22 protein-coding genes and 1 tRNA gene are annotated in these 25,690 nt (G+C 44.7%); 15 read left to right on the top strand and 8 right to left on the bottom strand.

All coding sequences use genetic code 11. The features are described 5' to 3' along the window. Positions 1-305 precede the first annotated feature (305 nt). The 10 genes from QUA25_RS07305 (at position 306) to QUA25_RS07260 (ending at position 10,072) form a co-directional block, all read left to right on the top strand. Positions 306-533, top strand: coding sequence for a hypothetical protein (locus QUA25_RS07305; protein ID WP_190656515.1), 228 nt, complete (start codon positions 306-308; stop codon positions 531-533). Between the two features lie 318 nt (positions 534-851). After that, entirely contained in the window at positions 852-1,937 is a 1,086-nt protein-coding gene (locus QUA25_RS07300; protein WP_333036729.1) for an amino acid ABC transporter substrate-binding protein, read from the top strand. A gap of 143 nt (positions 1,938-2,080) precedes the next feature. Next, the gene (locus QUA25_RS07295; RefSeq protein ID WP_333036727.1) at positions 2,081-3,295 is read left to right on the top strand and encodes an ABC transporter permease subunit; all 1,215 of its coding nucleotides are present in this window, start codon (positions 2,081-2,083) and stop codon (positions 3,293-3,295) included. 50 nt (positions 3,296-3,345) lie between these two features. Continuing rightward, positions 3,346-3,945: a hypothetical protein gene (locus QUA25_RS07290; RefSeq protein WP_333036725.1), complete on the top strand. Its 600-nt coding sequence runs from the start codon at positions 3,346-3,348 to the stop codon at positions 3,943-3,945. Positions 3,946-3,961: 16 nt separating this feature from the next. Beyond that, the gene (locus tag QUA25_RS07285; protein WP_333036723.1) at positions 3,962-5,161 is read left to right on the top strand and encodes an amino acid ABC transporter permease; all 1,200 of its coding nucleotides are present in this window, start codon (positions 3,962-3,964) and stop codon (positions 5,159-5,161) included. 51 nt (positions 5,162-5,212) lie between these two features. After that, the gene (locus tag QUA25_RS07280; RefSeq protein WP_333036722.1) at positions 5,213-5,965 is read left to right on the top strand and encodes an amino acid ABC transporter ATP-binding protein; all 753 of its coding nucleotides are present in this window, start codon (positions 5,213-5,215) and stop codon (positions 5,963-5,965) included. 116 nt (positions 5,966-6,081) lie between these two features. Beyond that, on the top strand, positions 6,082-8,061 hold the full coding sequence (gene uvrC / locus QUA25_RS07275; RefSeq protein ID WP_333036720.1) for an excinuclease ABC subunit UvrC: 1,980 nt from the start codon (positions 6,082-6,084) through the stop codon (positions 8,059-8,061). A 151-nt stretch (positions 8,062-8,212) separates the two neighbouring features. Next, positions 8,213-8,283: transfer RNA gene (locus QUA25_RS07270), tRNA-Gly, on the top strand. Positions 8,284-8,654: 371 nt separating this feature from the next. Next, positions 8,655-9,332 carry an actin-binding WH2 domain-containing protein gene (locus QUA25_RS07265; RefSeq protein ID WP_333036718.1) on the top strand — a complete coding sequence of 226 codons (678 nt, stop codon included), beginning with the start codon at positions 8,655-8,657 and terminating at the stop codon, positions 9,330-9,332. A 29-nt stretch (positions 9,333-9,361) separates the two neighbouring features. Beyond that, positions 9,362-10,072 carry a hypothetical protein gene (locus tag QUA25_RS07260; RefSeq protein ID WP_333036715.1) on the top strand — a complete coding sequence of 237 codons (711 nt, stop codon included), beginning with the start codon at positions 9,362-9,364 and terminating at the stop codon, positions 10,070-10,072. A 172-nt stretch (positions 10,073-10,244) separates the two neighbouring features. On the opposite strand, the gene mutS is transcribed toward QUA25_RS07260, so the two are convergent. Then, complete coding sequence (gene mutS, locus QUA25_RS07255; protein ID WP_333036714.1) at positions 10,245-12,872, bottom strand: DNA mismatch repair protein MutS; 2,628 nt, start codon at positions 12,870-12,872, stop codon at positions 10,245-10,247. A gap of 660 nt (positions 12,873-13,532) precedes the next feature. On the opposite strand from mutS, the gene QUA25_RS07250 reads away from it, so the two are divergent. Together QUA25_RS07250 and QUA25_RS07245 are read left to right on the top strand one after the other, a co-directional pair. Then, positions 13,533-14,699: a zinc-dependent alcohol dehydrogenase gene (locus tag QUA25_RS07250; protein WP_333036713.1), complete on the top strand. Its 1,167-nt coding sequence runs from the start codon at positions 13,533-13,535 to the stop codon at positions 14,697-14,699. Positions 14,700-14,726: 27 nt separating this feature from the next. Then, on the top strand, positions 14,727-14,936 hold the full coding sequence (locus tag QUA25_RS07245; RefSeq protein ID WP_333036712.1) for an acetyltransferase: 210 nt from the start codon (positions 14,727-14,729) through the stop codon (positions 14,934-14,936). Positions 14,937-15,022: 86 nt separating this feature from the next. Here QUA25_RS07245 and QUA25_RS07240 read toward each other — a convergent pair whose 3' ends face one another. Continuing rightward, complete coding sequence (locus tag QUA25_RS07240; RefSeq protein ID WP_333036711.1) at positions 15,023-16,177, bottom strand: AAA family ATPase; 1,155 nt, start codon at positions 16,175-16,177, stop codon at positions 15,023-15,025. Between the two features lie 15 nt (positions 16,178-16,192). Then, positions 16,193-16,984, bottom strand: a complete 792-nt coding sequence (locus tag QUA25_RS07235) for an RNA ligase family protein (protein ID WP_333036710.1) — start codon at positions 16,982-16,984, stop codon at positions 16,193-16,195. Between the two features lie 135 nt (positions 16,985-17,119). Here QUA25_RS07235 and QUA25_RS07230 point away from each other — a divergent pair, with 135 nt between their 5' ends. From QUA25_RS07230 to hpxZ, 3 genes are all read left to right on the top strand, one after another. Beyond that, positions 17,120-17,989 (top strand): prohibitin family protein, encoded by an 870-nt coding sequence (locus tag QUA25_RS07230; RefSeq protein ID WP_333036709.1) that lies wholly within the window; start codon positions 17,120-17,122, stop codon positions 17,987-17,989. Positions 17,990-18,225: 236 nt separating this feature from the next. Next, positions 18,226-18,645, top strand: a complete 420-nt coding sequence (locus QUA25_RS07225; RefSeq protein ID WP_332982885.1) for a peptidylprolyl isomerase — start codon at positions 18,226-18,228, stop codon at positions 18,643-18,645. Between the two features lie 91 nt (positions 18,646-18,736). Then, the gene (gene hpxZ / locus QUA25_RS07220; protein WP_333036707.1) at positions 18,737-19,123 is read left to right on the top strand and encodes an oxalurate catabolism protein HpxZ; all 387 of its coding nucleotides are present in this window, start codon (positions 18,737-18,739) and stop codon (positions 19,121-19,123) included. Between the two features lie 55 nt (positions 19,124-19,178). Here hpxZ and QUA25_RS07215 read toward each other — a convergent pair whose 3' ends face one another. The 5 genes from QUA25_RS07215 to QUA25_RS07195 form a co-directional block, all read right to left on the bottom strand. Continuing rightward, entirely contained in the window at positions 19,179-20,324 is a 1,146-nt protein-coding gene (locus QUA25_RS07215; RefSeq protein WP_333036705.1) for a restriction endonuclease, read from the bottom strand. Positions 20,325-20,329: 5 nt separating this feature from the next. Beyond that, positions 20,330-21,181: an adenine-specific DNA-methyltransferase gene (yhdJ, locus tag QUA25_RS07210; RefSeq protein WP_333036703.1), complete on the bottom strand. Its 852-nt coding sequence runs from the start codon at positions 21,179-21,181 to the stop codon at positions 20,330-20,332. 66 nt (positions 21,182-21,247) lie between these two features. Next, complete coding sequence (locus tag QUA25_RS07205) at positions 21,248-22,372, bottom strand: THUMP domain-containing protein (RefSeq protein WP_333036701.1); 1,125 nt, start codon at positions 22,370-22,372, stop codon at positions 21,248-21,250. 303 nt (positions 22,373-22,675) lie between these two features. After that, on the bottom strand, positions 22,676-24,022 hold the full coding sequence (locus QUA25_RS07200) for a TldD/PmbA family protein (protein WP_333036699.1): 1,347 nt from the start codon (positions 24,020-24,022) through the stop codon (positions 22,676-22,678). A 146-nt stretch (positions 24,023-24,168) separates the two neighbouring features. Further along, positions 24,169-25,647, bottom strand: a complete 1,479-nt coding sequence (locus QUA25_RS07195) for a TldD/PmbA family protein (RefSeq protein WP_333036698.1) — start codon at positions 25,645-25,647, stop codon at positions 24,169-24,171. Positions 25,648-25,690 lie beyond the last annotated feature (43 nt).

The following is a 25,690-nucleotide window of genomic DNA, read 5'->3' as shown; positions in this document are numbered from 1 at the left end:
TTGTTTTGAACCGGGCTCTCCAGCCCGATCGCGGACGGCTCTTGGCAGCCCCGCGATCGCTCGCTTGTAAAGATTTTTAATCTTTTATCAAGATATTTATCTCAATGTGAAGGAATTGGGAACTCTTATAACATCTTGTGTGTTGTAACTTATGACACTACTGTATTAAGTTAATGTGGTCAAATATAAAATAATCATTAAGCCGATCGACATAAGGGTGCTTTTCGTCTATCGGCTTGAGACACCAAGACCCGCTTTTCGCTATCCCCGCCCATTAAGTGCGTATTTACGCTCAACGAGGTTTTATGACTCCAGTCATGTTACGCCAACTCTGGTCATTAATTGAGACCACCCAAGCTACTCTGTTAGTCAATTTAGACGATGCGACCTTGGTACAGTGGCTGCTAAAGCAGTTAAAAACGAACTCTGCGCTTAATGGCAAAGAAGCAGATGTGTTGGACGAATACATCCAGTCTCGGCTTTCCCTAATCCGCGATTTAGCTGAGCAGCGGCTCGCACCAGAGCTACTGTGAGCGGATTCAATCAAAATCGGATAAATATTCCAGGGAAGGGCGATGAGCCCTTGCGCTGGGCAGAAATAGCAGAAAAGAAACCGGGTTTCAAGGATAAATCTTAGGTTTGACGACCAGACCTCCAGCCGGAAACCGGGTTTCCAACTCTGGGCTCCCAGTTTGCTCAAAAAAAAACAGGCGGGTAGTCGGTGCAGTTGCTGCAGTGCAGCACCGGATGCAGAACGGCTAATTTGAAACCGGAGGCTGTGTAGATCGCCGATCGCCACAGTTCTGACAGCTACAAGGTAGGATTGTCAGGAAAGCGTTCTATTAAAATCTATGCGTAAATGGGGATTTCTGCTACTAGCAAGTGTGTTGTTTTTGACACCGTTGGCGTCTTGTAGGGATCGATCGGCACAAACCGGACAAACAACAGCCACAACTGCAACAGGCGGCAACTCGCAACAAGGTTCCAGCCGGATAGATACAATTGTCAGCCGCGGCAAACTGATTTGTGGCGTCAGTGGCGAACTGCCTGGTTTTAGCTTTGTAGACGAAAAAGGCAAATATTCGGGACTGGATGTGGATGTGTGCAGGGCTGTCGCGGCGGCAATATTTGACGACCCGGAAAAAGTCGAGTACCGAAAGCTCAACGCTAAAGATAGATTTACAGTTTTGCAGGCGGGAGAAATCGACATTCTCAGCCGAAATACCACCTATACCGCGAGTCGCGACAGCACTACCGGAATGGAATTTGCCCCGGTGATCTTTTATGACTCTCAAAGCATCATGGTCAAAAAAGACAGCGGCATCAAAAGTTTAAAAGATTTTGCGGGCAAATCTATCTGCGTGCAGACAGGTACGAGCACGGAACAAAATTTGTCCGACCAAATGCGAAGATTAGGAGTTAAATACACTCCTGTCGTGTTTGAAGATGTGAATTCTACCTTTGCTACCTATCAAGAAGGTCGCTGTCAAGGTGTTACTGCCGATCGATCGCAACTTGTTTCTAAGCGGACAACTCTGCCGAATTCCGAGAATAATGTTGTTTTGCCGATCGTGATGTCAAAAGAACCGTTAGCCCCAGCGGTGAAAAGCGGCGATCCTAAATGGGCTGATGCGGTGAGATGGATCGTTTTTGCGGCGATTGAAGCTGAAGATTTGGGAATTAATTCAGGAAATGTAGACCAAATTGTGGCAAGCACTACAGACCCAAACGTCAAACGTTTGCTAGGAAAAGAAGGAGATTTAGGTAAAGGTTTCGGACTCCCGAACGACTACGCCGTCCGCGTTGTTAAGAAAGTGGGCAATTACGGGGAAATGTACGATCGCAACCTCGGCCCCAAAAGTACACTCAAGTTAGAACGGGGTCAAAACAGACTCTGGAAAGATGGCGGTTTGCTTTATTCGCCCCCGTTCCGCTAATTTCATCAGGACTTACACGAACTTCCTCTGAGAAACCGGGTTTTTTACGCAAATACACGTTTAGCCCTTTACCGATTAAAAAACCCGGTTTCTTTGGTATTAGTGCCTAAGTGCCGATATAGTTCGATCTACATTAAATAGTTATGAATCCAGAACCTCAACCGGGCAAATCGCAGAAATTTCCCAATTTTAAAGATATATCAAAACTGCTGCGGGACGATCGCTTCTGGAAAATAGCCGGACAGGCGATCGCCCTAATTTTAGTAATAGTTGTGATCGCCATTCTCTGGGACAATCTCAGTGCCAATTACTCGCAACTGGGGATTGCCTTTGGATTTGATTTTCTCAATTCCCAAGCATCTTTTGATATAGGTGAAAGTGTAATCCCCTACAGTCCCGCCAACAGTTACAGGCAAGCTTATATTGTCGGTTTAATCAACTCGCTGCGGGTGATGGCTATCGGCATTATTTTTGCAACAGTTGCGGGTTTGACGGTAGGAATTGCGCGCCTTTCCGACAATTGGTTGCTGCGGAATTTGGCGGGTTTGTACGTAGAAATTTTGCGAAATACGCCGTTATTGCTGCAATTATTTTTCTGGTATTTTGCAGTTTTCATTTCTCTGCCAAAAGTCGAAGACAATCAGCAGATGAGGGGGCCGATTTACTTGACAAATCGCGGCATTGCTGTACCAACGCCGATGGCTTTGCCGGGTTTTGAGATTTGGTTGATTTTGCTAACAGTCGGAGTTTTGGCGGCGGCGGGGCTGTGGATTTGGCGGGCGCGGGTGATGTTGGAAGAAGCTAAGCCGGGAAGACAGTTGTTTTGGGCTCTAGGTGCGATCGGGCTGAGTGCAATCTTAGCTTGGATTATTACCAAAAATCTGCCTTTTCGCCTAGATGTTCCGCGCTTGACGCCAGAATTGCAACTCGAAGGAGGATTAAAATTAACTCCAGAATTTGCCGCCTTGGTGACAGGAATCAGCTTGTATACTGGCAGTTACATTGCAGAAATTGTGCGGGCCGGAATTCAGTCAGTATCGAAAGGCCAGTGGGAAGCGGGAAAGTCTTTGGGGTTGAAGTCTGGAACCATGATGCGGATGGTAATTTTGCCGCAAGCTTTGCGGGTGATTGTGCCCCCTTTAACCAGTCAGTATCTGAATTTAGCTAAGAATTCGAGTTTAGCGGTTGCGGTTGCTTATCCCGACGTTTATTTTGTGGTGGGCTCTCCGACCTTGAATCAGACTGGTCGGGCGATCGAAGCAATGTTAATTATCATGGTAACATACCTAACAATTAGTTTGATAGTTTCTCTATTCATGAATTGGTACAATAAAACCGTACAAATCAAGGAAAGATAAATAGTTTAACTTTAATATATTTTAAGGGTGATCAAAGGAGAGCGCGTTAAATGGCATACAGTGACTTTAGCTTAGATAGAGTAACTAAAAATTTTGATTTAACGATTTCCGATAAAATTGATATGTTCGCTGCTGTCTCAGAATTAGAGCCGAGTAAGTTACTGGCAGAAATCCTCAAAGATAATGTACCGTTAGCATTGAGCAGCAACACTGAAAAAGCTCGCTCTGAAATGATTATTGCACCGATTTTGATCGAGCTTAGAAAACAGTTAAATTTGGAAATTAGTTTATTTTCTGGAATAGACTTTACAGTAGATGTTGAAAAAGGATTAAATGGAAGTTGCGACTTTCTAATCAGTCATTCCCCCGAATTACTAATTGTTAGAGCGCCAATAATCATCATTGTAGAAGCCAAGAAGGAAAATATTAATGGCGGATTGGGACAGTGCGTAGCAGAAATGTTGGCTGCTAGAATATTTAATGAACGTGAAGGCAACCAAATTCCTGCGATTTATGGGAGTGTTACTACAGGTAGTATCTGGAAATTCCTGAAGTTGCAAGAACAAATTATTGAAATTGATTTAGGTGAATATTACTTGAGAGATGTGAATAAAATTTTAGGAATCTTAGCGAACAGTATTAGAAATTAATAATAACTAAAAACTGATGGAAACAATACCTGTATTACCGCCCCCAGCCACCGAATCGCCTACCCCTTGGAATTGGGCGCGCAAAAATTTATTTAGTACCTGGTACAACAGCATTCTGACGGTAGTTTGCCTAATTATCGCCTTCCAAACTATTAAAGGAATTATCGTTTGGGCAACAACAAAAGCTCAGTGGCGCGTGTTAGAAGCTAACTTGCCACTATTTTTCGCCGGGAGATTTCCCCGTGAATCGTACTGGCGGCTGTGGATAGTAACTGCCATAATTGCCTTCTTGGGAGGATTAACTTGGGGAAACATTCAGCGACAAGAACGTCTTTGGAATCCGCCTTTACTAATTATACTCGGTGCTGCGGTTGTGGGTGCGGTCATTTCGCCGATCGACCTAACATCTCGCCTCTACCTCTTAGGAATTATTATCGCAGCCGCCGCCAGCTATGTCATCGGCAGGCAAATTCACCCAAAAATCATGGACTGGATGCCTGCAATCTGGGTTCTTTCCTTCCCAATAGTTTTGTGGTTAATTAAAGGCGGGTTGGGTTTGAGCGAAGTGTCAACAAATGATTGGGGCGGTTTAGTATTGACGCTGTTTTTAGCAGTTATTAGTATTGTGCTTTCCTTTCCTTTGGGAGTATTGCTAGCACTCGGCCGACAAAGTTCTTTGCCAGTTGTAAGACTGTTATCAACACTATACATTGAAATTATTCGCGGTTTACCATTAATTGGCATTTTGTTTTTAGGTCAAGTAATGCTGCAACTCTTCTTGCCGCCCGAATATCCAAAATTGGATAGAGTGATTAGAGCGATTGCTGGATTAACGTTATTTAGTGCGGCATACTTGGCGGAAAACGTGCGCGGTGGCTTGCAGGCCGTGCCCAGGGGACAAATAGAAGCAGCGAGGTCGATCGGACTCAATACACCCCTGCTTACAATTCTCATTGTACTGCCTCAAGCACTGCGAATTGTCATTCCGGCGATCGGCGGTCAATTCATCGGATTATTCATGGATACATCCCTGCTATCTCTATTCGGAATGTTAGAATTAATCGGAATATCCCGCGCAGTTTTAGCAAATCCATCCTATATTGGCAGGTACGCCGAAGTTTACATATTCGTCGGCATCATTTATTGGATATTTTGCTACTCAATGTCCCTAGCCAGCCGCAAAATAGAGCGAACATTAGGAGTAGGCGAAAGGTAAAAAAATATCTGCGTTCATCTGCGTTCATCTGCGGTTAAAAAATAAAAAATTATGGAAACTCAACTAACAGCCCCAGAACAAGTAATCGTAGCAGAAAACGTCCACAAATGGTACGGACAATTTCACGTACTGCGAGGTGTCAGCATGACCGTAAACCGAGGTGAAGTCGTGGTCGTGATGGGGCCCTCTGGTTCGGGAAAATCGACGTTTATTCGCACATTCAACGCCTTAGAAGAATACCAACAAGGTAAAATTACGATCGACGGAATCGAACTTTCCCACGACTTACGCAACATCGAGACAATTCGCCGCGAAGTAGGAATGGTGTTTCAGCAATTCAACCTGTTTCCCCACTTATCAGTCTTGCAAAACGTCATGCTAGCGCCAGTATGGGTGCGCCGCTGGCCCAAGAAAAAAGCCGAAGAAGTGGCAATGCAACTGTTAGAAAGAGTGGGAATTTTGGAACAAGCAAAAAAATATCCCGGACAGTTGTCTGGAGGACAGCAGCAGCGGGTCGCTATTGCACGTTCTCTAGCCATGCAGCCTAAAATCATGCTGTTTGATGAACCGACATCAGCATTAGACCCGGAGATGGTGCGCGAAGTGTTAGATGTAATGCGAAATTTGGCTCAAACTGGAATTACAATGGTAGTGGTGACTCACGAAGTCGGGTTTGCGCGCGAAGTTGCCGATCGCATTGTATTGATGGATGGCGGTGTTTTAGTGGAAGAAGCCCAACCAGAAGAGTTTTTTCAGAACCCGAAGGAAGAACGCACCCGCAAGTTTTTATCTCAGATACTGTAACTGATTTTCCAGTTTAATCCGTGGGTTTTGCGACGGTCGCAGCAGTCAAAATCGACCGAATTAAGGTAAAATAAAAGAGTGTACAATCAGTCTCTATTTTGCTGAGATAGCTTGCAATGCCATCCACAAAAACTCTGCCGTTAGTTAAAGAGTCGGAACGCCTAGAAAGTCGCCTCAAAGAAATTCCGGCGGTTCCTGGTGTATATTTAATGCGTGATGAGAGCGATCGCATCCTTTACATCGGCAAATCCAAAAAACTCCGAAACCGCGTCCGTTCCTACTTCCGCGAAAGCCAAAATCTTAGTCCCCGCATCGCGATGATGGTGCAGCAAGTGCGCGAAATTGAATTCATCGCCACCGACACAGAAGCGGAAGCTTTAGCATTAGAAGCAAACCTCGTAAAACAGCACCAACCTTACTTTAATGTCCTCCTCAAAGATGATAAAAAATATCCTTATTTGTGCATAACTTGGTCGGAGGAATACCCGCGCATTTTTATCACCCGCAAACGCCGCGCAGGTAGTGCCAAAGACCGCTATTACGGCCCTTACGTCGATACAGGGGCGCTGCGGAGTACGCTACATTTAATTAAGCGAATTTTCCCGCTGCGGCAGCGCCCTCAACCGCTGTTTAAAGACCGTCCCTGTTTGAACTACGACATCGGGCGCTGCGTTGGAGTTTGTCAAGGGTTAACTTCGCCGGAAGAATATAGAAAAATCATCCAAAAAGTAGCGATGATTTTCCAGGGAAGGACTGAGGAATTGCTCGATATTTTGCAGCCCCAAATGGAAGAGGCAGCAGAAGATTTAAACTTTGAAACGGCGGCGCGCATTCGGGACCAAATTAAGGGTTTGCAGTCTTTGAGTGCGGGTCAAAAAGTGTCTTTGCCCGACGATACGGTTTCCAGGGATGCGATCGCACTTGCGGCCGATAGTCAACACGCTTGCGTTCAATTGTTTCAAATTCGCGCCGGTCAATTGGTCGGAAGATTGGGATTTATGGCGGAAATACCTCCCCAACCCAGGGCGGGCACGGGGGCACCGCCCCTACAATCGGGGGGGGTAGAGGCCGGAGCGATTTTACAGCGGGTGTTGGAAGAACACTATCAAAATGTCGAATCCGTAGAAATTCCCAGCGAAATTTCAGTGCAGTACGAATTGCCAGAAGCGGAAATATTAGCCGATTGGTTGAGCAACCGTAAGGGGCGTAAAGTTACGATTTTGACGCCGCAGCGGCAAACTAAGGCTGAGTTGATTGAGATGGTGGAACGCAATGCTGAGTATGAATTGGCGAGAATGCAAAGATTGAGCGATCGCAATTCTCAAGCAATGCAAGATTTAGCAGAAATTCTCGATTTGCCAGAAGTTCCTCGCCGCATTGAAGGTTACGATATTTCTCACATTCAAGGTTCTGATGCCGTAGCTTCCCGCGTCGTATTTATTGACGGTTTGCCCGCCAATCAACACTACCGCCATTACAAAATTAAAAATCCTGAAATTAAATCGGGTCATTCTGATGATTTTGCTAGTTTAGCAGAAGTTATCGGTCGTCGATTCCGAGGATTGAAGGAAGAAGAAACACGCCAGATAGAAGATGGATTTAGCGATTTAGAAGAACCGGCAGAAATCAGCAATTTATCCTCGGTTTCTCATACTATTTCCGACAAACCCGACTTAATCATGATAGATGGTGGCAAAGGTCAACTGTCGGCAGTTGTGGCTGTTTTGCGAGAGATGAATTTGCTAGAAGAGTTGCGCGTTGTCAGTTTGGCAAAGCAGCGAGAGGAGATATTTTTGCCGGGGGAATCTTTGCCGCTGCAAACTAATTCTGAGCAGCCTGGGGTACAATTATTGCGCCGGGTGCGCGATGAGGCGCACAGATTTGCTGTGAGTTTTCACCGGGATCGAAGAAGCGAGAGAATGAAGCGATCGCGCCTTGATGAAATTCCCGGATTGGGACACCACCGACAAAAACAATTGTTAGCACATTTTCGGTCGATCGACTACCTCCGTTTAGCGACTCCCGAACAGTTGGCAGAAGTTTCTGGGATTGGCCCGCGTCTGGCGCAGCAAATTTACGATTATTTCCATCCGTAAAGTCTTACGCAGCATGGGAGACGGGGATTTTTGGGGCGAGGGGGCGATCGGGCGGCAAGTCCCGATTCAGCCACTGTGAGGGAGGTATTCAAAATTTTTGCACAGACCTATTGCAATCCCCAGAGACTTGTGGTATGTTTAGTTTCTGTGCGCGGGCATAGTTTAGTGGTAAAACTTTAGCCTTCCAAGCTAACTATGCGGGTTCGATTCCCGCTGCCCGCTTGCGCCTACAAAAACCTCAAACCAACGAGAAATCAACGGTTTGAGGTTTTTTATTGCCCAGAATACGGCTGATTCGGCGGTCAAAGTGACTATCAAATGACTAGGAAATGACTATCAAATGACTATCAAATGACCTTTTTGGATACAATGTGGAGACAATGTGACTAGAATTTGACTAGAAATATCCAGCCGATAGTTAATAGCGGTAAGGTGCGCGACCCAAGAGCACCCTACATAATTAGGTTCTGTGTAAGCCCTGTATCTGCAAGAATAATTAGTTAACATAGAGTGCCCTGATTTGGCAAGATTGCCGATCGAACTCAGCTTGAGTTATGACTGATTCGGAGTCGCATCAGTCACAAGGAGAGCCCGTGAAATATTTTTCAGTAGTAATGTATTTGCTACGGGAACGGCAACAATTTCTTGAAGAAATTCGCCAAGGTGTAAAGCTCAAATCTAAAATTTTCGGTTTGTTGATTTCTAGTACAGTATTTTTTGCCATTTACGGAGCGATATTAGGTGCATCTAGTACGTGGATGCAATGTCTGGTTTCAGCAATTAAGTTGCCAGCACTTTACTTGCTGACGCTGATTATCTGCTTTCCCACACTTTACTTTTTTAATGTCATGTTTGGTTCAAAACGTACTTTTGAGCAGTATTTGACATTGTTGATGACAGCGATGGCGATGATTAGCGTTTTGCTGTTTGGATTTGCACCTGTGAGTTTGTTTTTCCTCATAAGCAGTACCAATTACAATTTTTATCTGGTGCTGAATGTTGCTATCATGGCAATCACAGGCTTTTTGGGAGTAAATTTCATTTATCAAGGAATGCACTTTCTTTCAGAACAAGATGCGGAAGGCAAAGACATCAGGTTAAATATTTTGCGCTTCTGGTTGGGACTTTATGCGTTTGTTGGCAGTCAATTGGGATGGACGCTAAGACCGTTTTTTGGGGCACCGGGACAAGCTTTTCAACTGTTCCGAGACCGAGACAGCAATTTTTATATGAGTCTGTGGCAATCAATTATGTCTCTGGGAGGATCGTAATTAATCCCAATTTAAGGAGATTTTGAAGAGTGATACAAGCGGATTTGGAACAGTTAAAAATTTCTGAGAAGGAGTTGGAAGATTTGAGCGGAATAGCTTTGAGCGACGGTTTTGCAGCGGATTTTTACCGACCTGCTGCACTCCGGGACGGGAAAAAGCTGTTCTCTCTTTTGTTGAATGAGTTGCTAATATTTTGCCTGACATTAGTTGTTTCGCTGCCTGTTGCTTTACTGGCTAATAAACATAATGTTGGTTTATTTAGCGATGCTGAAATATTTGTCCGGCTTTTACAAATAACTTTGAGTTTGTCGCTGGCGATTACTGTTGCTTGGAATGCCTATAAATGGGTTAAGGCCAAGCCTCTGGCAACGCTGGCGGGTCTGCTAGATGAAGTTGAGAAGTATCATGAGGTAATTCAGGCTTTAGATATTATCGATCGCCTAACGGATGCTGGCAATTTACAAGCAAGTTTAATTAACCGAGGAGATGCAATTGAAGCATTAAAAATTACTAGAGAAAGTTTAGTCTGTGCTTTGAAAACAGAGAGGATTCTCAGGGAAAATCAGAAATTTATCGGCCGCCGTTACGAGTTATTTACTAATATTGAAAGTAATTTGGCTGCTTTGATGGCGCTGGATGTGAGCGATCGGGCGACTGAATACGGGCGGTTGCTGAATGAGGCTTTGGAAATTGGGATGAGCGTGCACAAAGAGGTAAGAAAATTGCAAAATGGAAAGTGAATTTGAATTGCAGGTTTGTAGTAAGGACTTTAGTCTTTAAATCTAAGCTTTTAAGGCAGAGGCAAGTGTCGCAGTTGTAGGGTGCGTCAGACATCGATCCTTTCGATTGTAACAGGTTTGGACGCTCGGACGCACACTACACATCTACAAACTTTTTTACAGACCTTAAACTTTAATCTTCAAAAATATCCAACTGTTCGCCCTCTGACTCTTTTTTACCATTTTTTTTAACACCTTTCCGCAGCCCGATCGCAATTTTGCTATGTTTCTCAATCTGCTTCATCACCTGTCTCGCCCTGTCAATCACCGACGGCGGTAAACCAGCTAATCTGCCCGCTTCAATTCCGTAAGATTTGTCAGCACCTCCCGGCTGAACTTGGTGCAAAAATACGATTTGATCCGGCAATTCTTTGACTGTCACCTGATAATTGGCGACATTATCTAAAATAGAAGCTAACTCATTTAACTCGTGATAGTGAGTCGCAAAAATTGTCCGCGCCCGAATCTCAGTTGCTAAATATTCGGCCACAGACCAAGCAATAGAAAGGCCGTCAAACGTCGCCGTTCCCCTGCCAATTTCATCTAACAAAACTAATGATTGTGGCGTGGCGTGATTGAGAATATTTGCAGTTTCGTTCATTTCCACCATAAACGTAGATTGACCCGTTGCCAAATCGTCTACTGCACCGACGCGGGTAAAAATGCGATCGCAAATTCCCAAACTCGCAGCTTTTGCCGGCACAAAACTGCCCATCTGCGCCATTAACTGGATCAAACCCACCTGCCGCAAGTAGCAGCTTTTCCCGCTAGCATTCGGCCCGGTTAAAATAATTAAATCTGGGCGGTTTAGCGAGTCTTCCCGACCCAAAAAAGCAGAATTAGGTACAAAAAATCCCGGCGGCAAAGACTTTTCCACCACAGGATGACAACCTTCAATAATTTTAATTTCCCGGCTTTCTGTCATAGTCGGGCGGCAGTAATTTTGGTAAACTGCTACTTCGGACAAACCGCACAAAACATCGACCGCCGCCACGGCGCGGGAAACGTTGCGAATAATTTCGGCGTGTTCTCCTACCTCGGATCGCACTTGAGCAAAAATATCGTATTCCAATTGATTTAAATCTTCCCGCGCTGTCAGAATTCGCACTTCCCTTTCTTTTAATTCTTCAGTGCTGTAGCGTTCTTCATTGGTGAGAGTTTGCTTGCGGGTGTAGTCCTTCGGCACTTGGTCTACTTTCGATTTGGTAATGCTGATGTAATAGCCAAAAGCTTTATTGTAGCCTACTTTTAAATTAGAAATTCCCGTCCGTTTTCTCTCAGTTGCTTCTAAATTTGCAATCCATTCTTGGTCGGCTGATGCAGTGTGGCGCATTTCATCTAGGATGGCATTGATTCCCGGTCGAATCAAACCTCCTTCTTTTAAATGAATCGGCGGTTCATCAACTAAATGAGCGTGAATTTTACTTGCTAATTCTTCTAGAATTGGCGGTACATTTTGCAGCGCTTTCAAATAGGGCGATCGTCCTTGGGCTGCGATCGAGGCTAATTCCGGCAGTTTTCCCAGAGAATCAGCTAAAGCGACCAAATCCCGCGCGCTAGCTGTTCCAGAACCGGCGCGGCCTGTCAGTCTTTCGATGTCGTAAATTTGGCGCAGCAACTGCTGAAAATCTTGGCGCAGACCGTTATTTTCTACTAATTCTTGAATCGTGTCATGTCGGGCGCAAATGCCTTTAATGTTGAGCAAAGGTTGCAGCACCCAGCGGCGCAAAGCGCGGCCTCCCATTGCGGTGCTGGTTTTATCTATCGCCCACAGCAGCGAACCATGAAAAACCCCATCTCTCACGGTTTGAGTAATTTCGAGATTGCGGCGGGTTTGGTAGTCGAGTATGAGAAAATCGGTGAGAGTGTAAGTGTGCAATCTTTGCAAAGAAACTGCTTTTTCCTTTTGAGTTTCTTCGAGATATTGCAACAAACCGCCGGCGGCGCGCACTGCGAGGGGCAAATGGCTGCATCCCATACCTTCAAGCGATCGCACTTTGAATTTTTGCAGGATTCTCTGTTTTGCTTCGGGCAAAGTAAACGGAATTTGCGATCGCAAAGAATAGCAAAACGAATTCGGCAAACAATCGGGCAAATGCTCGGATTTCTCTCCGGGCCTCAACATAGTCACCAAATCCGGCGCATTAGTCGGTACCAAGACTTCCGAAGGCTGCAAGCGCAGCAATTCTAGGGTTAATTGTTCTAAAGTATCTGCTTGGGTAGTGACGAATTCTCCCGTAGAAATATCTGTATAAGCCAATCCCCAATGTTCCCCCGCTATCACAATTGCTGCTAAAAAATTATTTTGCCTGGGTTTGAGCATTCCGTCATCAGTCAAAGTTCCGGGAGTGAGAATGCGGGTAATTTCTCGCTTGACTTGGCGGCCTTCTTTAGCAGCAATCGAGGCATCTTCCACTTGGTCGCAAACTACCACAGCATAGCCTTTTTCTACTAACATTGACGTGTAGCGGTCTAGAGCGTGGTGCGGTACTCCTGTCATCGGCACTCGGCCGATTTCCTTGCCGCTTTCTTTGCTAGTACAAACAAGTTCTAATTCCTGCGAAATAGTAACTGCATCTTGGAAAAAACACTCAAAGAAATCTCCGACTCGAAATAATAAAAGTGCGTGGGGATACTGTTCTTTCACTTCCACATACCGCTGCATCATCGGAGTTAGCTTGGTGAATTCTAGTAAGCGGTGGTCGGCATTGCGGATGTTGGGTTGATTGGGATCTGTTGGGGTAGATGCAGTGTAAGGCATAAAAGGCGATCGATAAATTTTAATCTTTAACAACTTTACCGCAAGCTCGGCTTTTAGTTATAACTAATGATACAATATTTGACTATTAATCATCCTTAAGCAGGGTGCGTGATTCTCCAGATTCAGGTGGAGTATGGAGCGATACAAAAGTCATGCACCCTACTTAATAATCGATCAACCCGCTTTTACTTGAGAAGTTTTCGGGCGCTCTTTATCTAAAGTGAGCCAAGACATCGGCTTTAGTGAGGTTAAGTGAGAAATTTATTTTTTGTGAGATGAAAGCGATCGCCGATCGACAAAAACAACCTCATCCATCTCGTTATTAGCTGTTCTTGCAGATGTTGAGCGAAGACCGAAGTTGCAATCTTTTCTAAGGATTTTAGCAATTAAGAATGTCCTAACCGTCGGGCGCGGTTGCTATAACTGTTGGCGGTTAACAGAATAATGTGAAATTTCCCGCACTTTAGGGGCATAAACTTTACATTTTTGGTATTGAAAACAGCCGGAAGATAGATTTATAAATTATACCTCGGATAGAGAGAATATATATTTTATATGCTTAAAATTAAAAACATCCAAGCGAGTAATTTATCGGCTTAGTAAAGGTAAGATTTAGAATCAAAAATTTGCTAGCTAGTAGTTAACTAGAGGAAAAAAATAATGAAAGCTCTTTGCTGGCACGGAGCAAATGATGTGCGCGTTGATAATGTACCAGACCCAACAATTATCAATCCGCGCGATGCGATAGTTAAAATCACGTCTACAGCAATCTGCGGCTCTGATTTGCACCTCTACGATGGCTTCATCCCGACAATGCAATCGGGCGACATCATGGGGCACGAATTCATGGGGGAAGTAGTCGAACTCGGCAGCGAAGTCAAGAACTTAAAAAAGGGCGATCGCGTCGTAATTCCTTTTACTATTTCTTGCGGCAGTTGCTTCTTTTGCAACCGCGATTTGTGGTCGCTGTGCGACAACTCCAACCCCAATGCTGGGCTGGCTGAAAAAATGTTCGGTCATTCGCCGGCGGGACTGTTTGGCTACTCGCATTTAACGGGTGGCTATGCAGGCGGACAAGCAGAATACGCGCGAGTTCCGTTTGCAGATGTCGGCCCTTTAAAAATTCCCGACGGACTTTCTGACGAACAAGTATTGTTCCTCACCGATATCTTTCCTACCGGTTACATGGCGGCTGAAAACTGCGACATTCAGCCGGGGGATACTGTAGCAGTTTGGGGATGCGGGCCGGTCGGACAATTTGCGATCAGAAGCGCGTTTATGCTGGGGGCCGATCGAGTAATTGCGATCGACCGCATACCGGAACGCTTGCAAATGGCTGCCGCGGCCAAAGCTGAAATCATCAACTACGAAGAAATCGACGCCGGGGAAGCAGTCACCGAAATGACGGGGGGACGCGGACCCGACTCTTGCATCGACGCGGTGGGGATGGAAGCCCACGGCACCGGTCTCGACGCTTTGTACGACAAAGCCAAGCAAGCCGTGCGTTTGGAGAGCGATCGACCTACGGCCCTGCGACAAGTGATCCTCGCGTGTCGCAAGGGCGGCACAGTGTCAATTCCCGGCGTTTACGGCGGCTTCGTTGACAAAGTGCCTTTAGGTGCAGCTTTCAACAAAGGCTTGACCATGAAAATGGGACAGACGCACGTTCACCGCTATTTGCGGCCTTTGCTCGATCGCGTTCAAAAAGGCGAAATTGACCCGTCATTCGTAATTACGCACCGAATGAAATTGGATGAAGCGCCCCACGCTTACGAGATTTTCAAACAGAAAAAAGACAACTGCATCAAAGTTGTCCTCAAACCCTAACTCGCATTTACCCTTCAAGGAAAAACTATGCTTTTACAAGAAAAAGAATCAGGCGACTTGATTGAAATCCTCGATGTAGAGGCTTTAATCAGCCCTACAAAACAAGAAGTGCCGGGAAAAAATCAAGCTGGTCAAGAAGAGCAAGAGACAGCAACTTTTCCAAAAAGTAATTTAGTCTTTCCTTCCGGTGAAACTCTGCCGCGCTGTTGGACTGAGGAAAATTATCAAACTCATTGATATCAAAGGAAACCCCAAACGTAATACCCAGAGCCCCGACTTCTTTAAGAAGTCGGGGCTCTAACAGTTTGAAATAAAAAGGGAGATTAATTGTTAACGATCCGATCAACTTGATGCGCTTCTGTGATATCTGGAATATCCAGCCGCGCAGCTAATTTGCGAATGACTGCTTCCGGTACTGTTGCTGTGCGCGATCGATTCCGCTGCAATGTTTCTTCTAGAGGTACTTCTAAATAAACAATGCGAATTCGCGCTTGATAAGCAGCAAAAAAATTAATTAATTGCTGCCGCATTTGTTTAGTAGTATTCGTGGCGTTCCACACAAAATAACGCTCCTCATTCATGTATTCGCGTGCTCTTTTTTTTGCGGCTGTGACCACATTTCCAGGGGTTTCGTCGGGAGGGAGATTCATCTCTTTTCGCAGTGCATCCAGCGAGATTAATGGCAAATCTGGGAGATTTTTCCTAATCCAATAATCTTTACCGCTTCCTGGCAAGCCAGACATCAAAATTACTTCGCATCGAGTATCGTCAAATGCTTCGTAATCGGGATTCCCGTTCTCTTTGCGGAAGTAGATAAATCGGCTGTGTGCTGATGGAAACTGTCGGGGAGAATCCAAACAATTATTTTCTTGACAAAACTCCCGAAATAGTTCTATTTTATCGAGCAGTTCTTGTCTGTCACTACACTGTCGGCCCCGCACGTCTGCTTCGGCTAAAAGTGCGAGGAAATCGCAGCGGACAACTTGACTAACTTTAATTACAGACTGCTGTGGGTTGGGTTTGTCGATCAGCCAGATGGGTAAACTGCCGAATTGGACGATCGCCACCACTGTTTCGCGAATCTCAAACTGCACAGGCGGCTCGAATTGAGATAAAATTTGTCTGACCATTCTCGCACCTTGGCGGGCGTGACCTTTTGAGCTAATTCTGCCGTCGGCTTCTATTTTTGTAAAGGCTGGTTTGGCGACATCGTGCAGCAAAGCGGCGGCAAAAAGTATCGATCGTTCTTTTTCGGGTAATTGCCGCCAATTCGGGGATGAGATTAATGCTTCGCAGACCATTCTGGTATGAATTAAAACGTCTCCTTCGGCGTGATAAATCGGGTCTTGCTGACATCCTTTTAAGTTTTGAATCCAATCGAAATGATTTTGAATGCTGTCCCAATCCAGAAACCAATCAGGCGGTTCGGGACAAAAGGGAAAAGTCCAAGTTGCCGATGGCGATAACAGTGCATTCATAAATTCACCTGCTGGTTAACTAAAATTAAATAAATTCACATCGGGACGCAGAATATTGGGTATAATGGGGCGATTTAGCCAATGTCCCTCGGCATTTTTAATAGCCGTCAAAAAGCTGGCGCGCACGTATTTGTAACGCGCCTTGACAATTCCGTCTTCTTCTATTTTAATATACAAACCTTCCATAATCTCACTCTTGTCAGTCTCTTTCAAACATCGTTCTTCATCTAATCCCAATTCCCGACTGTACAAACGCAACCGATCCAAATGTCCCGGTTGAATAAAATTAGATTTTTCCATAAACTGCATCATTTGCTTGGGGGATTTCAGCCCTCCAGAAAATAGCACTGGAACTGACACTAACGGCAGTCCGCTTAACAATTTTTGGCGGGATTCTGTACTCAGAAATTGACTGGTTTCTAAGTCCAGCACGTCGTATTCCATAAAATAGTGCGGCAAAAAATCATAAAAAACAGTGTGTTTGGCATAAAGCCATTCGCCGTAAAGAATGTAGCGATTTCCCAGCACTTCTCCCAGGGCACCCCTGAGACTGAAAGCCCACTGTTTGAATAAGTTAAAATGTTTTTCCCTCGGCCCGCCGGTGAGATAGTGGCCGCGACTTTGCAGCAGCATTTGTCCATCTAATGCGAAGCTGATGCCTGTATTAGCGCCGTCTACCTTTTCTTCAATTACTGTCGGGCGATCGCTCAGGGCGCTAAATGGCACGCTGTCGAGGTCTTCATCGCCTGGTTGGAAACGCGAACCTTCGATGTGATAAGTTCTAGGATATTTAACAATTTTGAGCATCAGCCCATCCATTTTAGATTTGAGATTTCAGAGGCAACCCCATCTATTTTAGATTGTAATTTTAGATTTTAGACTTGAGAGGCGACGGAATCTATTTAACCATTATAATGGAATGAGCACAAAGGAGCGTGTAAGTTGAAAAATCAAAGTTTTCAGAGCATATCCTCAGCAATCGCTGGGATTCTATTAGTAGGCGCGCTACTCATCGCATTAAACTCTTTTGTCGTCATCAATCCAGGCGAAGCAGGAGTAGTCAGCGTTTTAGGAAAAGCCACAGATGGAGCATTGTTAGAGGGGTTTCACCTCAGACCCCCGCTGATATCTAAGGTAGATGTGTACGATGTAACAGTGCAAAAATTTGAAGTTCCCGCCCAGAGTGCTACTAAAGACCTTCAGGATTTAAATGCTAGTTTTGCGATCAATTTTCGCCTTGATGCTGAGAGAATAGTTGAGATCAGAAGAACTCAAGGAACTTTGGAGAATATAGTCTCGAAAATTATTGCTCCTCAGACGCAAGAAGCATTTAAAACAGCCGCTGCACTGAGAACCGCCGAACAATCTATTACTCAAAGAAGTGAACTGAAGAGAGACTTTGATACTGCGCTGAAGGAAAGGCTATCAAAGTATGATGTAATCGTACTCGATACGAGCGTTGTTAACATTCGATTCTCCACAGATTTTGCAAAAGCGGTTGAGGAGAAACAGGTTGCTGAACAGCGGGCGCAAAGGGCTGTTTATGTGGCTCAGGAAGCAGAACAACAGGCTCAAGCTGACATTAACCGCGCTCAAGGTAGGGCGGAAGCTCAAAGACTTTTGGCGGAAACTTTGAAGGCTCAGGGCGGGAATTTAGTTCTGCAAAAAGAGGCGATCGAAGCTTGGAGAAGCGGCGGGGCTCAGATGCCAAAAGTGCTGGTTATGGGCGCAGGTTCGAGTCGGGTTCCTTTCATTTTTAATATGAACGATATTCAGGAAGAAACCGATCGCCCGCAAGTGACCAACAATTAAAATATGACTGAGGGTAACAAACTCGGTGTCTCGGAAAATATTGGCTTTGCTAACCAGAAATCTCGCAATAAACCGAGTTTCCTCAGAAAGTGCACATAAGTCCTATGAGAGTTGCGGGAATATGCTACACTTCTGAAAGCCAAAATATAACGACAGTTTGAAACCTGTCGTTATAAAAGCGAAGTCCGCAATTAACACGCAGGCAACACACTCATTTTAGGAAGCCAGGAGAAATCATGACCCGCGCTATTATGGAAACCGACAAAGGCACAATCAATTTGGAATTGTTCGATGCGGATGCGCCTAACACAGTGAAGAATTTTGTTGACTTGGCGGAAAAAGGTTTTTACGATGGATTGGCCTTTCACCGAGTCATTCCTAACTTTATGATTCAAGGTGGCTGTCCAAAAGGCAATGGAACAGGCGGCCCCGGCTACAAAATCAAGTGCGAAATTAACTCCAACAAACATTTGGCAGGAACTTTATCGATGGCTCACGCAGGTAAAGATACGGGTGGTAGCCAATTCTTTATTTGCCATTCTCCCCAGTCTCATCTAGATGGAGTTCACACAACTTTTGGCAAAACTGAGGATATGTCTGTCGTCAATGCTATCCGCCAAGGTGACAAGATTATTTCGCTCAAAATTGAGCATTAATTTTTAGTAATTAGTTTTGTTGGCAATAAGGAATAAAGTCCTTATTGCCAACAAAACTTGTGCAAATTAATAGTTTTAAAACCTATAATTTATGACTGTTATCAATGATTCTGCTGTGGTGGCTGAGTTAACTGAACTATATTTAAAATACGAAAAAGCTCTTTGTACGAACGATATGGAAACTCTCGATAATTTGTTCTGGGATGCGCCGGAAGTCGTGCGGTTTGGGGTGACGGAGAACCTGTACGGGAGTGATGAGGTGAGGGCTTTTCGCAAAGGACGATCGCCTGTAAATGTCGATCGAGAAATGTTCAACCTCAAAGTCGTGACTTTCGATGCAGACACGGCGGCGGTGACGCTGGAATTCCGGCGTGCTTACGATGGAGTGGTGCGGCTGGGGCGGCAGAGTCAGATGTGGCGCAAGTTTCCTCAAGGGTGGAAGATTGTTTCCGCTCACGTTTCTTTTTTGCCGGTGTAGATGTTAAATGTAAGGAAACAATAATTGTCTAAAGCAGGCGGACTTTATGACTGAATCATTCATCCTCTAGAGCAACGTCTAATAATTCAATTTCCTGACTTTCTTCCTGATCTTCATAATTAAATTCTAATCGGCTCTGCTTAATAATCTCGCTCAATATATTGCTTAAGTACCCTTTGGCAACAGCTTGTTCAAATCTTTCTATCATAATAGGAACATTGATTATTTCTTCTATACATTCCATGTACTGAGATACTATAGCATTTATTGAATACAGCTTTCGAGCTTGTGCTTCAATCTTTGATTTAATTTCAATATCTGAATCTAAAGATTTAACTACAAATGTTATCGGATACCTTTCAATTTTATCAATGTCTAGGAAATATTTATTTACATCTACAGTTTCAGTCACCTGAAAAAAACGTCCTAGGGGTTTCATTACAAAGTCAATTCCCCCATCATTAGCATTTGTTCTACCTGTTTTAAACAGCTTTAAATTTTCTTCCTGGAGGCTGTCTAGTGCATAACCCCAATAAATAACTCGGTCATTGTAGTAGTATTTTAATATACTGTAGCTGACTATCTCGAAAATTCGAGCATCTACATTTGGCGCTACCATTTGTTTTATAAATTCTCTGACTTGAACCTCTGTCAATCTTTGAGCATCTTTACAAATTTGAATAAACTTTTCAAAGCTATCTCTCTTAGCTTCAACGTAAGCATCAATTATGTGGATTACTGTTTCTGCTATATTGTGTTCATTCTCATTGATTTTGACTTTTAATAAATTTTCGTTAAACCAATACCTGTTAGTTTTCTGATTTCTCAAAATTGGGATGAACTCACAAGTGGGAAAATATTTTTTAAATTCTTCATTCATCCTATGGTTCAAGCCATGATTTTGAAGCTTTTGCCCGAATGGTAATTCACGCTGTCTCTTAAAAAGATTTGTATAAACTGCACCTTCATAATCTGAATACATTCCTGTCAGATCAAATTTACTCACCAAATAATCTTCAACTAAAACATAGATTGCGTATAAGTTGGCAAAACTTCCTCTTGATTTTGAGCCTTTATTTGAAGATTTAGTCTTGATATTCAAATATAAAATTAGCTGGCTTTCACGCAAGATTTGATCCCCCACGTCGCCAAACTTCTCCTCTAAAATTGTCTTAATTATTTTTGTAAATTCATGTTCCATTTTTATTATAGCTGTAAGTTTAGTGTTAGCTGCTGTGGCGAAACTTCACCGGAGTTGACTTCAGACATGAGAGCCTCTTCACTCTCATCCGGGGTAATTTGCAACCTCCGCAATCCTATTTGTAGATACTTTTCTTGTAATTCTATGCCGATTGACTTTCTGTTAAGCTGCTTGGCAACAAATGATGTTGTAAAAGTTCCCGAAAATATATCTAGTACAACGTCGCCCTCATTACTACTGGCTTTGATAATTCTTTCTAACAATGATGTTGGTTTTTGGGTAGGATGTTCCTCATACTCAGGCATACGATATCTCACTCTCGGAAACTCCCAGACATTACCTGGAACTTTTTTAGAATTATATACTGATGGTGTAGCCTTGCGGTAGTCAATTAGTTTTCTAACAGATCCGGTTTTTGCCTCTACTAGAATATCTGAGGAATTGAAGGTATAATTTCGTTTGTCCTTGACGCAATATAAAATTGGTTCGTACAGAGAACCGTAAAAATTTTTTGCTTGTACGCCCGAACTGTCATAATACCAAACTATTCGAGAAAGGATTGTTAAGCGATCGCGCAAATATAAATCAAAGTAGGGCATACTTTGAGTTGACGCCATCAGATACAAACTGCCGTTATGCTTGAGCTTATTAATACATAAATTTAACCAACTATAACTCCATTCTAAATAATCCTTTTCAAATTCCCACTTGTCTTTAAAACCATTGAAATCTTTGCCAATATTATAGGGAGGATCGGCAAAAATTAAATCGATTGAGTTGTCTTGGATTTTACTGCAAAGCACTTGTAAGACATCTCCTAAAATGAGCTGGTGGTCGTCAATTTCAAAGATTTTCATTCAGCCTAACCTCTTCCAATTAATATTGGCTATTGCCAAGTGTCGTGAAATATGTGCTATAAATATTTAATACAGTTCATATTTGAGCAAAGTACACGGAATCGATCCATTAAAAACCGGAATTCGCCGCGATGTCCTGAGTCCTACCTTTTTACCCAACTCCTTATTTCCAGTCAAAATAAACGCATTCCAACCTTTAAAACGATGCTTGAAAATATCCCCCAACATCTTGTACAAATCTCCCAATTCGCTAGCATCTCCCAGGCGCTCTCCGTAGGGAGGATTGCAAATCAGAACGCCTCTGTCTGCTGGTGCTTCCAACTGAGATAACTCGGTTTGAGCAAACTGAATCTTACCGGAAATACCAGCTTGCTGCGCGTTCGTGCGAGCTTGAGTTAACATATCGAAATCGCGATCGCACCCTGCAATCACCTCTTTAAGTTCGGGTAACTCACTATTTTCCGCTTCGGCCCACAATTTATCCCACAAAGGTTCGTCAAAATCCCGCCAACTCATAAATCCAAACTTTTCTCGAAACAATCCCGGTGCAATATTCAAGCCCTTTAACGTCGCTTCCAAAGGCAAAGTTCCAGAACCGCACATTGGGTCTAAAAACGGCAAATCTGGCGTCCATTCTGCCATCTCCAACAAAGCCGCAGCTAGGGTTTCTTTGAGGGGAGCAAGCCCCATCGCCGGCCGATATCCCCGCCGGTGCAAACTGCCGCCGGAACTGTCTAAACTTAAAATAGCTCTATCTTGATGAATGTGAATGTTAATTAGCAAATCGGGATGCTCTACATCGACATTAGAACGCTTGTTAAATTGAAGGCGCTGTTGGTCGGCGATCGCATTTTTGACCTGCAAAGCTGTAAAGTGAGTGTGGTTCAACTTTTCGTTGCCGCCGGTGCAGTTTACTGCTAAAGTATTGTCGGGATATAAGTATTCGTCCCAAGGGATTTTTTGCACTTCGCGGTAGAGCATATCCGAGTTGTAACACCGGAATTCGGCGATCGGCATTAGCACTCGAAAAATCGTTCTCGACCAAAGATTGACGCGGTACAATAAAGCGCGATCGCCCGCAAAATAAACCCCTGTAAAATCTGGCTTGACATCCTCGGCCCCTAAACGTTCTAATTCTTGGGCGGCAATGGTTTCTAAACCGCGCGCAACTGTAGCAAAATATTGATTCATTGATAATTGGTAATTGGGAATTGGGAATTGGTTTTTCTCGATCGCCCTAAATTATATCAAATCCGGTACCATCGGAATTGTAAAATCGAGTCCACAGTCAACAATCACCGACGGTGCAACCGAAATTCCTCTAATTCATCTGCGTTAATCTGTGTTTATCTGCCCTCATCTGCGGTTTAAAAAAGAGAATGTATTAACCGCAGATGACAATGGATGGACGCGGATTTACGCAGATAAAGAGAAGAGAGATATGAATAATTCCGACTCCTCCCGGTGGGTTTCCGCGCACCTCACCCTTGCAAGTCACAAACTGTCAGTAATACTCGTAAAATTAAAAGCTTTCACGCGCACTCCGGGCACGACATTACTGCCGTAACGCTTCACCGCACTAACTGCATCCACATCGCGCAACATATCAGGTAAAACTTGATTGAAACGCAGGTTTTTAATCGGGTAAGCAATTTTGCCATCCTCAATCCAAAAAGTACCGTCGCGAGTCATCCCCGTTACTTCCAATGTTTTCGGATTAACGTAGCGCACGTACCAAGCTCGACTAACAAAAATTCCTCGCTCGGTTTGAGCAATTAAATCTGCTAAACTTTGGTCGGAACCTGTCATTACAATCGGGTAATAAGCACCTTTTGCCTCTTTACCTTTTTGTGCGGCCCAGTAGCGGGAATAAGACAAACTTTGAGGGACGCCATCTTTGACGATTTCCAAATAGTTATTGCTCAATCCGTCGCCGAAAAAAGTATTCGATCGCAGCAAAGGATGAGCCGGATCGCGCTGCACTTGCACTAACGGGCTGAAAAGTTGTTCCCCCGCGCGGTTTCCCGCTGGTTTTCCCTCTGCATCGGCGATCGACATAAACGATCGTCCCTCATCCGCCGCCCTCGCATCCAGCCCCCAAATCACCCACGGTAGCAACCCCCCAAAAGCAGCGCCGTCAAGGATTACCGGATAAACGCCCGGAGTGATGGGGCGCGGGTTACGGGATGCGATCGCCCGATCGAGCACTTGTTCTGCTAATTCGGCGATCGGCAATTCGTTGATACTCCAAGCAGTGCTCCTCGCCCAGCTAGAACCGTCTTCAACGCGAGCAGTCAAGCTGAAATCCGCCTGTGTAGACTGGTTGCAGGCGCGGAGTCCGGTTGACGAGGCGATCGCGTACAGCGACGCCTCAGCGCTCAAAGTGCCCGAACCATGAGCGCCCCCCTGGGAGGATCTCGCGCACGCTTGCTGCACCATTTCTGCCCGCGCTAGAGGCGATACAGTTGCGGTTGCTGCGTCGAAGGCGGGCGATCGCAAATCGTAGGTTTGAGGCGGCAGCAGCGGCATCCATTCGGGGTCTGCCGGCGCAATTCTGGCCAATTCTTCTGATCGCTTGACTGCAGAGGCGATCGCATCTTCATCAAATTCTGTAACAGCAGCAGAGGCGCTTTTGTTGCCAAAATAGCTAGTAATGCTCAGGTTAAATACAGTTTTGCTAATATTTTGGCTGATTTGATTTTCCGAGAAGCGGGAAAGAGATTCCTCGCCAGTAGAGAGACTGACAAATACTTCCTCTGCTTTGGATAGTTTGACTGCTTTTTCTACTACAGATAAGGCTTGGTCTTCACTTAAAAGTGCGGGCGATGTTGTTACAATCATGATTGGTAATTAGGCATTGCGAATTGGGCATTGCGAATTGGGCATTGCGAATTGGGCATTGCAAATTGGACATTGGGAATTGGGCATTGTTAGCAATTAACTAATAACTAAGAACCCATGCCCCATGCCCCATGCCCCATGCCCTATTACCCAATTTGAATATCCCTCACTCGCACCGGCACACAAGCGTGAGTCATTTGAGCAACCTGCATCGGCTCACCCTTTCCGCATATATGAGTACCGCATTGAACCAGCTCCGAAGCTGGCCCGATCGCATCTATTTGATTCCAGAAATCAGTAGTCATCGCCTGATAAGTTACATCCTTCAACATACCGACAACTTTACCTTTTTCCACCTTCCAAAAAGCATCGCCGCCGAATTGAAAATTGCGCCGCTGCTGGTCAATCGAATAACTACCCATACCGTCGATTAAAATCCCGTCTTCCGTATCCGCAATCATCTCTGCCAAAGTAGCAGTATGGCTGCCGCCATCCGGGCCCGGCTCCAATCCCAAATTGGGAATTCTCACCATCGGCACGCTCGACCAACTGTCAGCGTAAGCAGAACCGTTGCTGCTACCGCGTCCGAGGCGATAAGCCGTCTCTCTGTCAGTGAGATAATCAACTAAAATTCCATCCTTGACAACGTACCAATCTTGTGATTTTACGCCCTCATCATCGTAACCCATTGTACCGCGGCCGCCCGGTTGAGTGCGATCGCACTTAAAATTTACCCAAGGTGCAGCATATTGCAGTTTATTTAACTTATCAGTAGTAGCAAAGCTGGTGCCAGCAAAATTAGATTCGTAGCCGTAAACCCGGTCTAATTCAGTTGGATGTCCTACTGATTCGTGGATTGTCAAATACAAATTTGTCGGCTTGAGAATCATGGATTTGCAAATACCCGCAGCGATTTTGGGAGCGCGGACTTTCTCAATAGCTTCGGCGGCAACTCTTTCGACTTGACTCAACAAATCATCGGGATTAATATGTTCGTAACCGATATTCAGGGGCGGGCGTTCGTAACTGCGACTTTGGGCATCGCCGCCTGCAATTGCCGTACAGCTAAAACCCGGATAGCTGCGATAGATTGTTTGTTCGATTAGCGAGCCTTCTGTAGAAGCAAAAACCTTGTCTTCGCGGCTTGACTGCAAAAAAGAATCAGCTTTTTTGATGCCTTGTGCGCCGTGTGCTAGCAGCTTCTCGTTGATAGTTAGCAGCAGTTCCGCTTTATCAGCAACCGGTACCGAAAAAGGGTCAATGGCGATGGGAGTAATGTAGGTATCGACATATTTTTCGACAGGCACTAACCGCACCGGTTCCTTCTGAGTTAAGCGGCTGCCTTTAGCGATTTCTACAGCCAAAGCGACTATTCTTGCAACCTCTGCCGGCGTTTTGCTGTGACTGGCGGCAAACCCCCAAGCGCCGTCTAGAAGCACTCGCACGCCAAAACCGGAACTTACATTATCTGACAGTTGACTTAAAGATCGATCGCGCGCGTAAAGATTCTGCCTTCGATAACTGCAAAAACGCACATCACCGTACTCGCAACCTGTTTTCCGAATCAAATCTACAGCCAAATTTGCTAACTCGTTAGCAGAGATTTTTGCAGTTAATTGCACCATAGTTATTCGTCATTCGTCGTTAGTTGTTAATTATTATAGCGCT

It is taken from the genome of Microcoleus sp. Pol17C6, assembly GCF_036701145.1.
GTDB lineage: Bacteria > Cyanobacteriota > Cyanobacteriia > Cyanobacteriales > Microcoleaceae > Microcoleus.
This window is presented reverse-complemented; position numbering and strand designations above follow the sequence as displayed.

Bases quoted from the DNA above. Each gene is read 5' to 3' on its own strand.
- QUA25_RS07200 (WP_333036699.1), bottom strand. From the start codon at position 24,022: ATGATTGTAACAACATCGCCCGCACTTTTAAGTGAAGACCAAGCCTTA.
- QUA25_RS07240 (WP_333036711.1), bottom strand. From the start codon at position 16,177: ATGAATGCACTGTTATCGCCATCGGCAACTTGGACTTTTCCCTTTTGT.
- QUA25_RS07215 (WP_333036705.1), bottom strand. From the start codon at position 20,324: ATGGAACATGAATTTACAAAAATAATTAAGACAATTTTAGAGGAGAAG.
- QUA25_RS07305 (WP_190656515.1), top strand. From the start codon at position 306: ATGACTCCAGTCATGTTACGCCAACTCTGGTCATTAATTGAGACCACC.
- QUA25_RS07235 (WP_333036710.1), bottom strand. From the start codon at position 16,984: ATGCTCAAAATTGTTAAATATCCTAGAACTTATCACATCGAAGGTTCG.
- uvrC (WP_333036720.1), top strand. From the start codon at position 6,082: ATGCCATCCACAAAAACTCTGCCGTTAGTTAAAGAGTCGGAACGCCTA.
- hpxZ (WP_333036707.1), top strand. From the start codon at position 18,737: ATGACTGTTATCAATGATTCTGCTGTGGTGGCTGAGTTAACTGAACTA.
- QUA25_RS07205 (WP_333036701.1), bottom strand. From the start codon at position 22,372: ATGAATCAATATTTTGCTACAGTTGCGCGCGGTTTAGAAACCATTGCC.
- QUA25_RS07300 (WP_333036729.1), top strand. From the start codon at position 852: ATGCGTAAATGGGGATTTCTGCTACTAGCAAGTGTGTTGTTTTTGACA.
- QUA25_RS07225 (WP_332982885.1), top strand. From the start codon at position 18,226: ATGACCCGCGCTATTATGGAAACCGACAAAGGCACAATCAATTTGGAA.
- QUA25_RS07290 (WP_333036725.1), top strand. From the start codon at position 3,346: ATGGCATACAGTGACTTTAGCTTAGATAGAGTAACTAAAAATTTTGAT.
- yhdJ (WP_333036703.1), bottom strand. From the start codon at position 21,181: ATGAAAATCTTTGAAATTGACGACCACCAGCTCATTTTAGGAGATGTC.
- QUA25_RS07285 (WP_333036723.1), top strand. From the start codon at position 3,962: ATGGAAACAATACCTGTATTACCGCCCCCAGCCACCGAATCGCCTACC.
- QUA25_RS07195 (WP_333036698.1), bottom strand. From the start codon at position 25,647: ATGGTGCAATTAACTGCAAAAATCTCTGCTAACGAGTTAGCAAATTTG.
- mutS (WP_333036714.1), bottom strand. From the start codon at position 12,872: ATGCCTTACACTGCATCTACCCCAACAGATCCCAATCAACCCAACATC.
- QUA25_RS07295 (WP_333036727.1), top strand. From the start codon at position 2,081: ATGAATCCAGAACCTCAACCGGGCAAATCGCAGAAATTTCCCAATTTT.
- QUA25_RS07245 (WP_333036712.1), top strand. From the start codon at position 14,727: ATGCTTTTACAAGAAAAAGAATCAGGCGACTTGATTGAAATCCTCGAT.
- QUA25_RS07280 (WP_333036722.1), top strand. From the start codon at position 5,213: ATGGAAACTCAACTAACAGCCCCAGAACAAGTAATCGTAGCAGAAAAC.
- QUA25_RS07250 (WP_333036713.1), top strand. From the start codon at position 13,533: ATGAAAGCTCTTTGCTGGCACGGAGCAAATGATGTGCGCGTTGATAAT.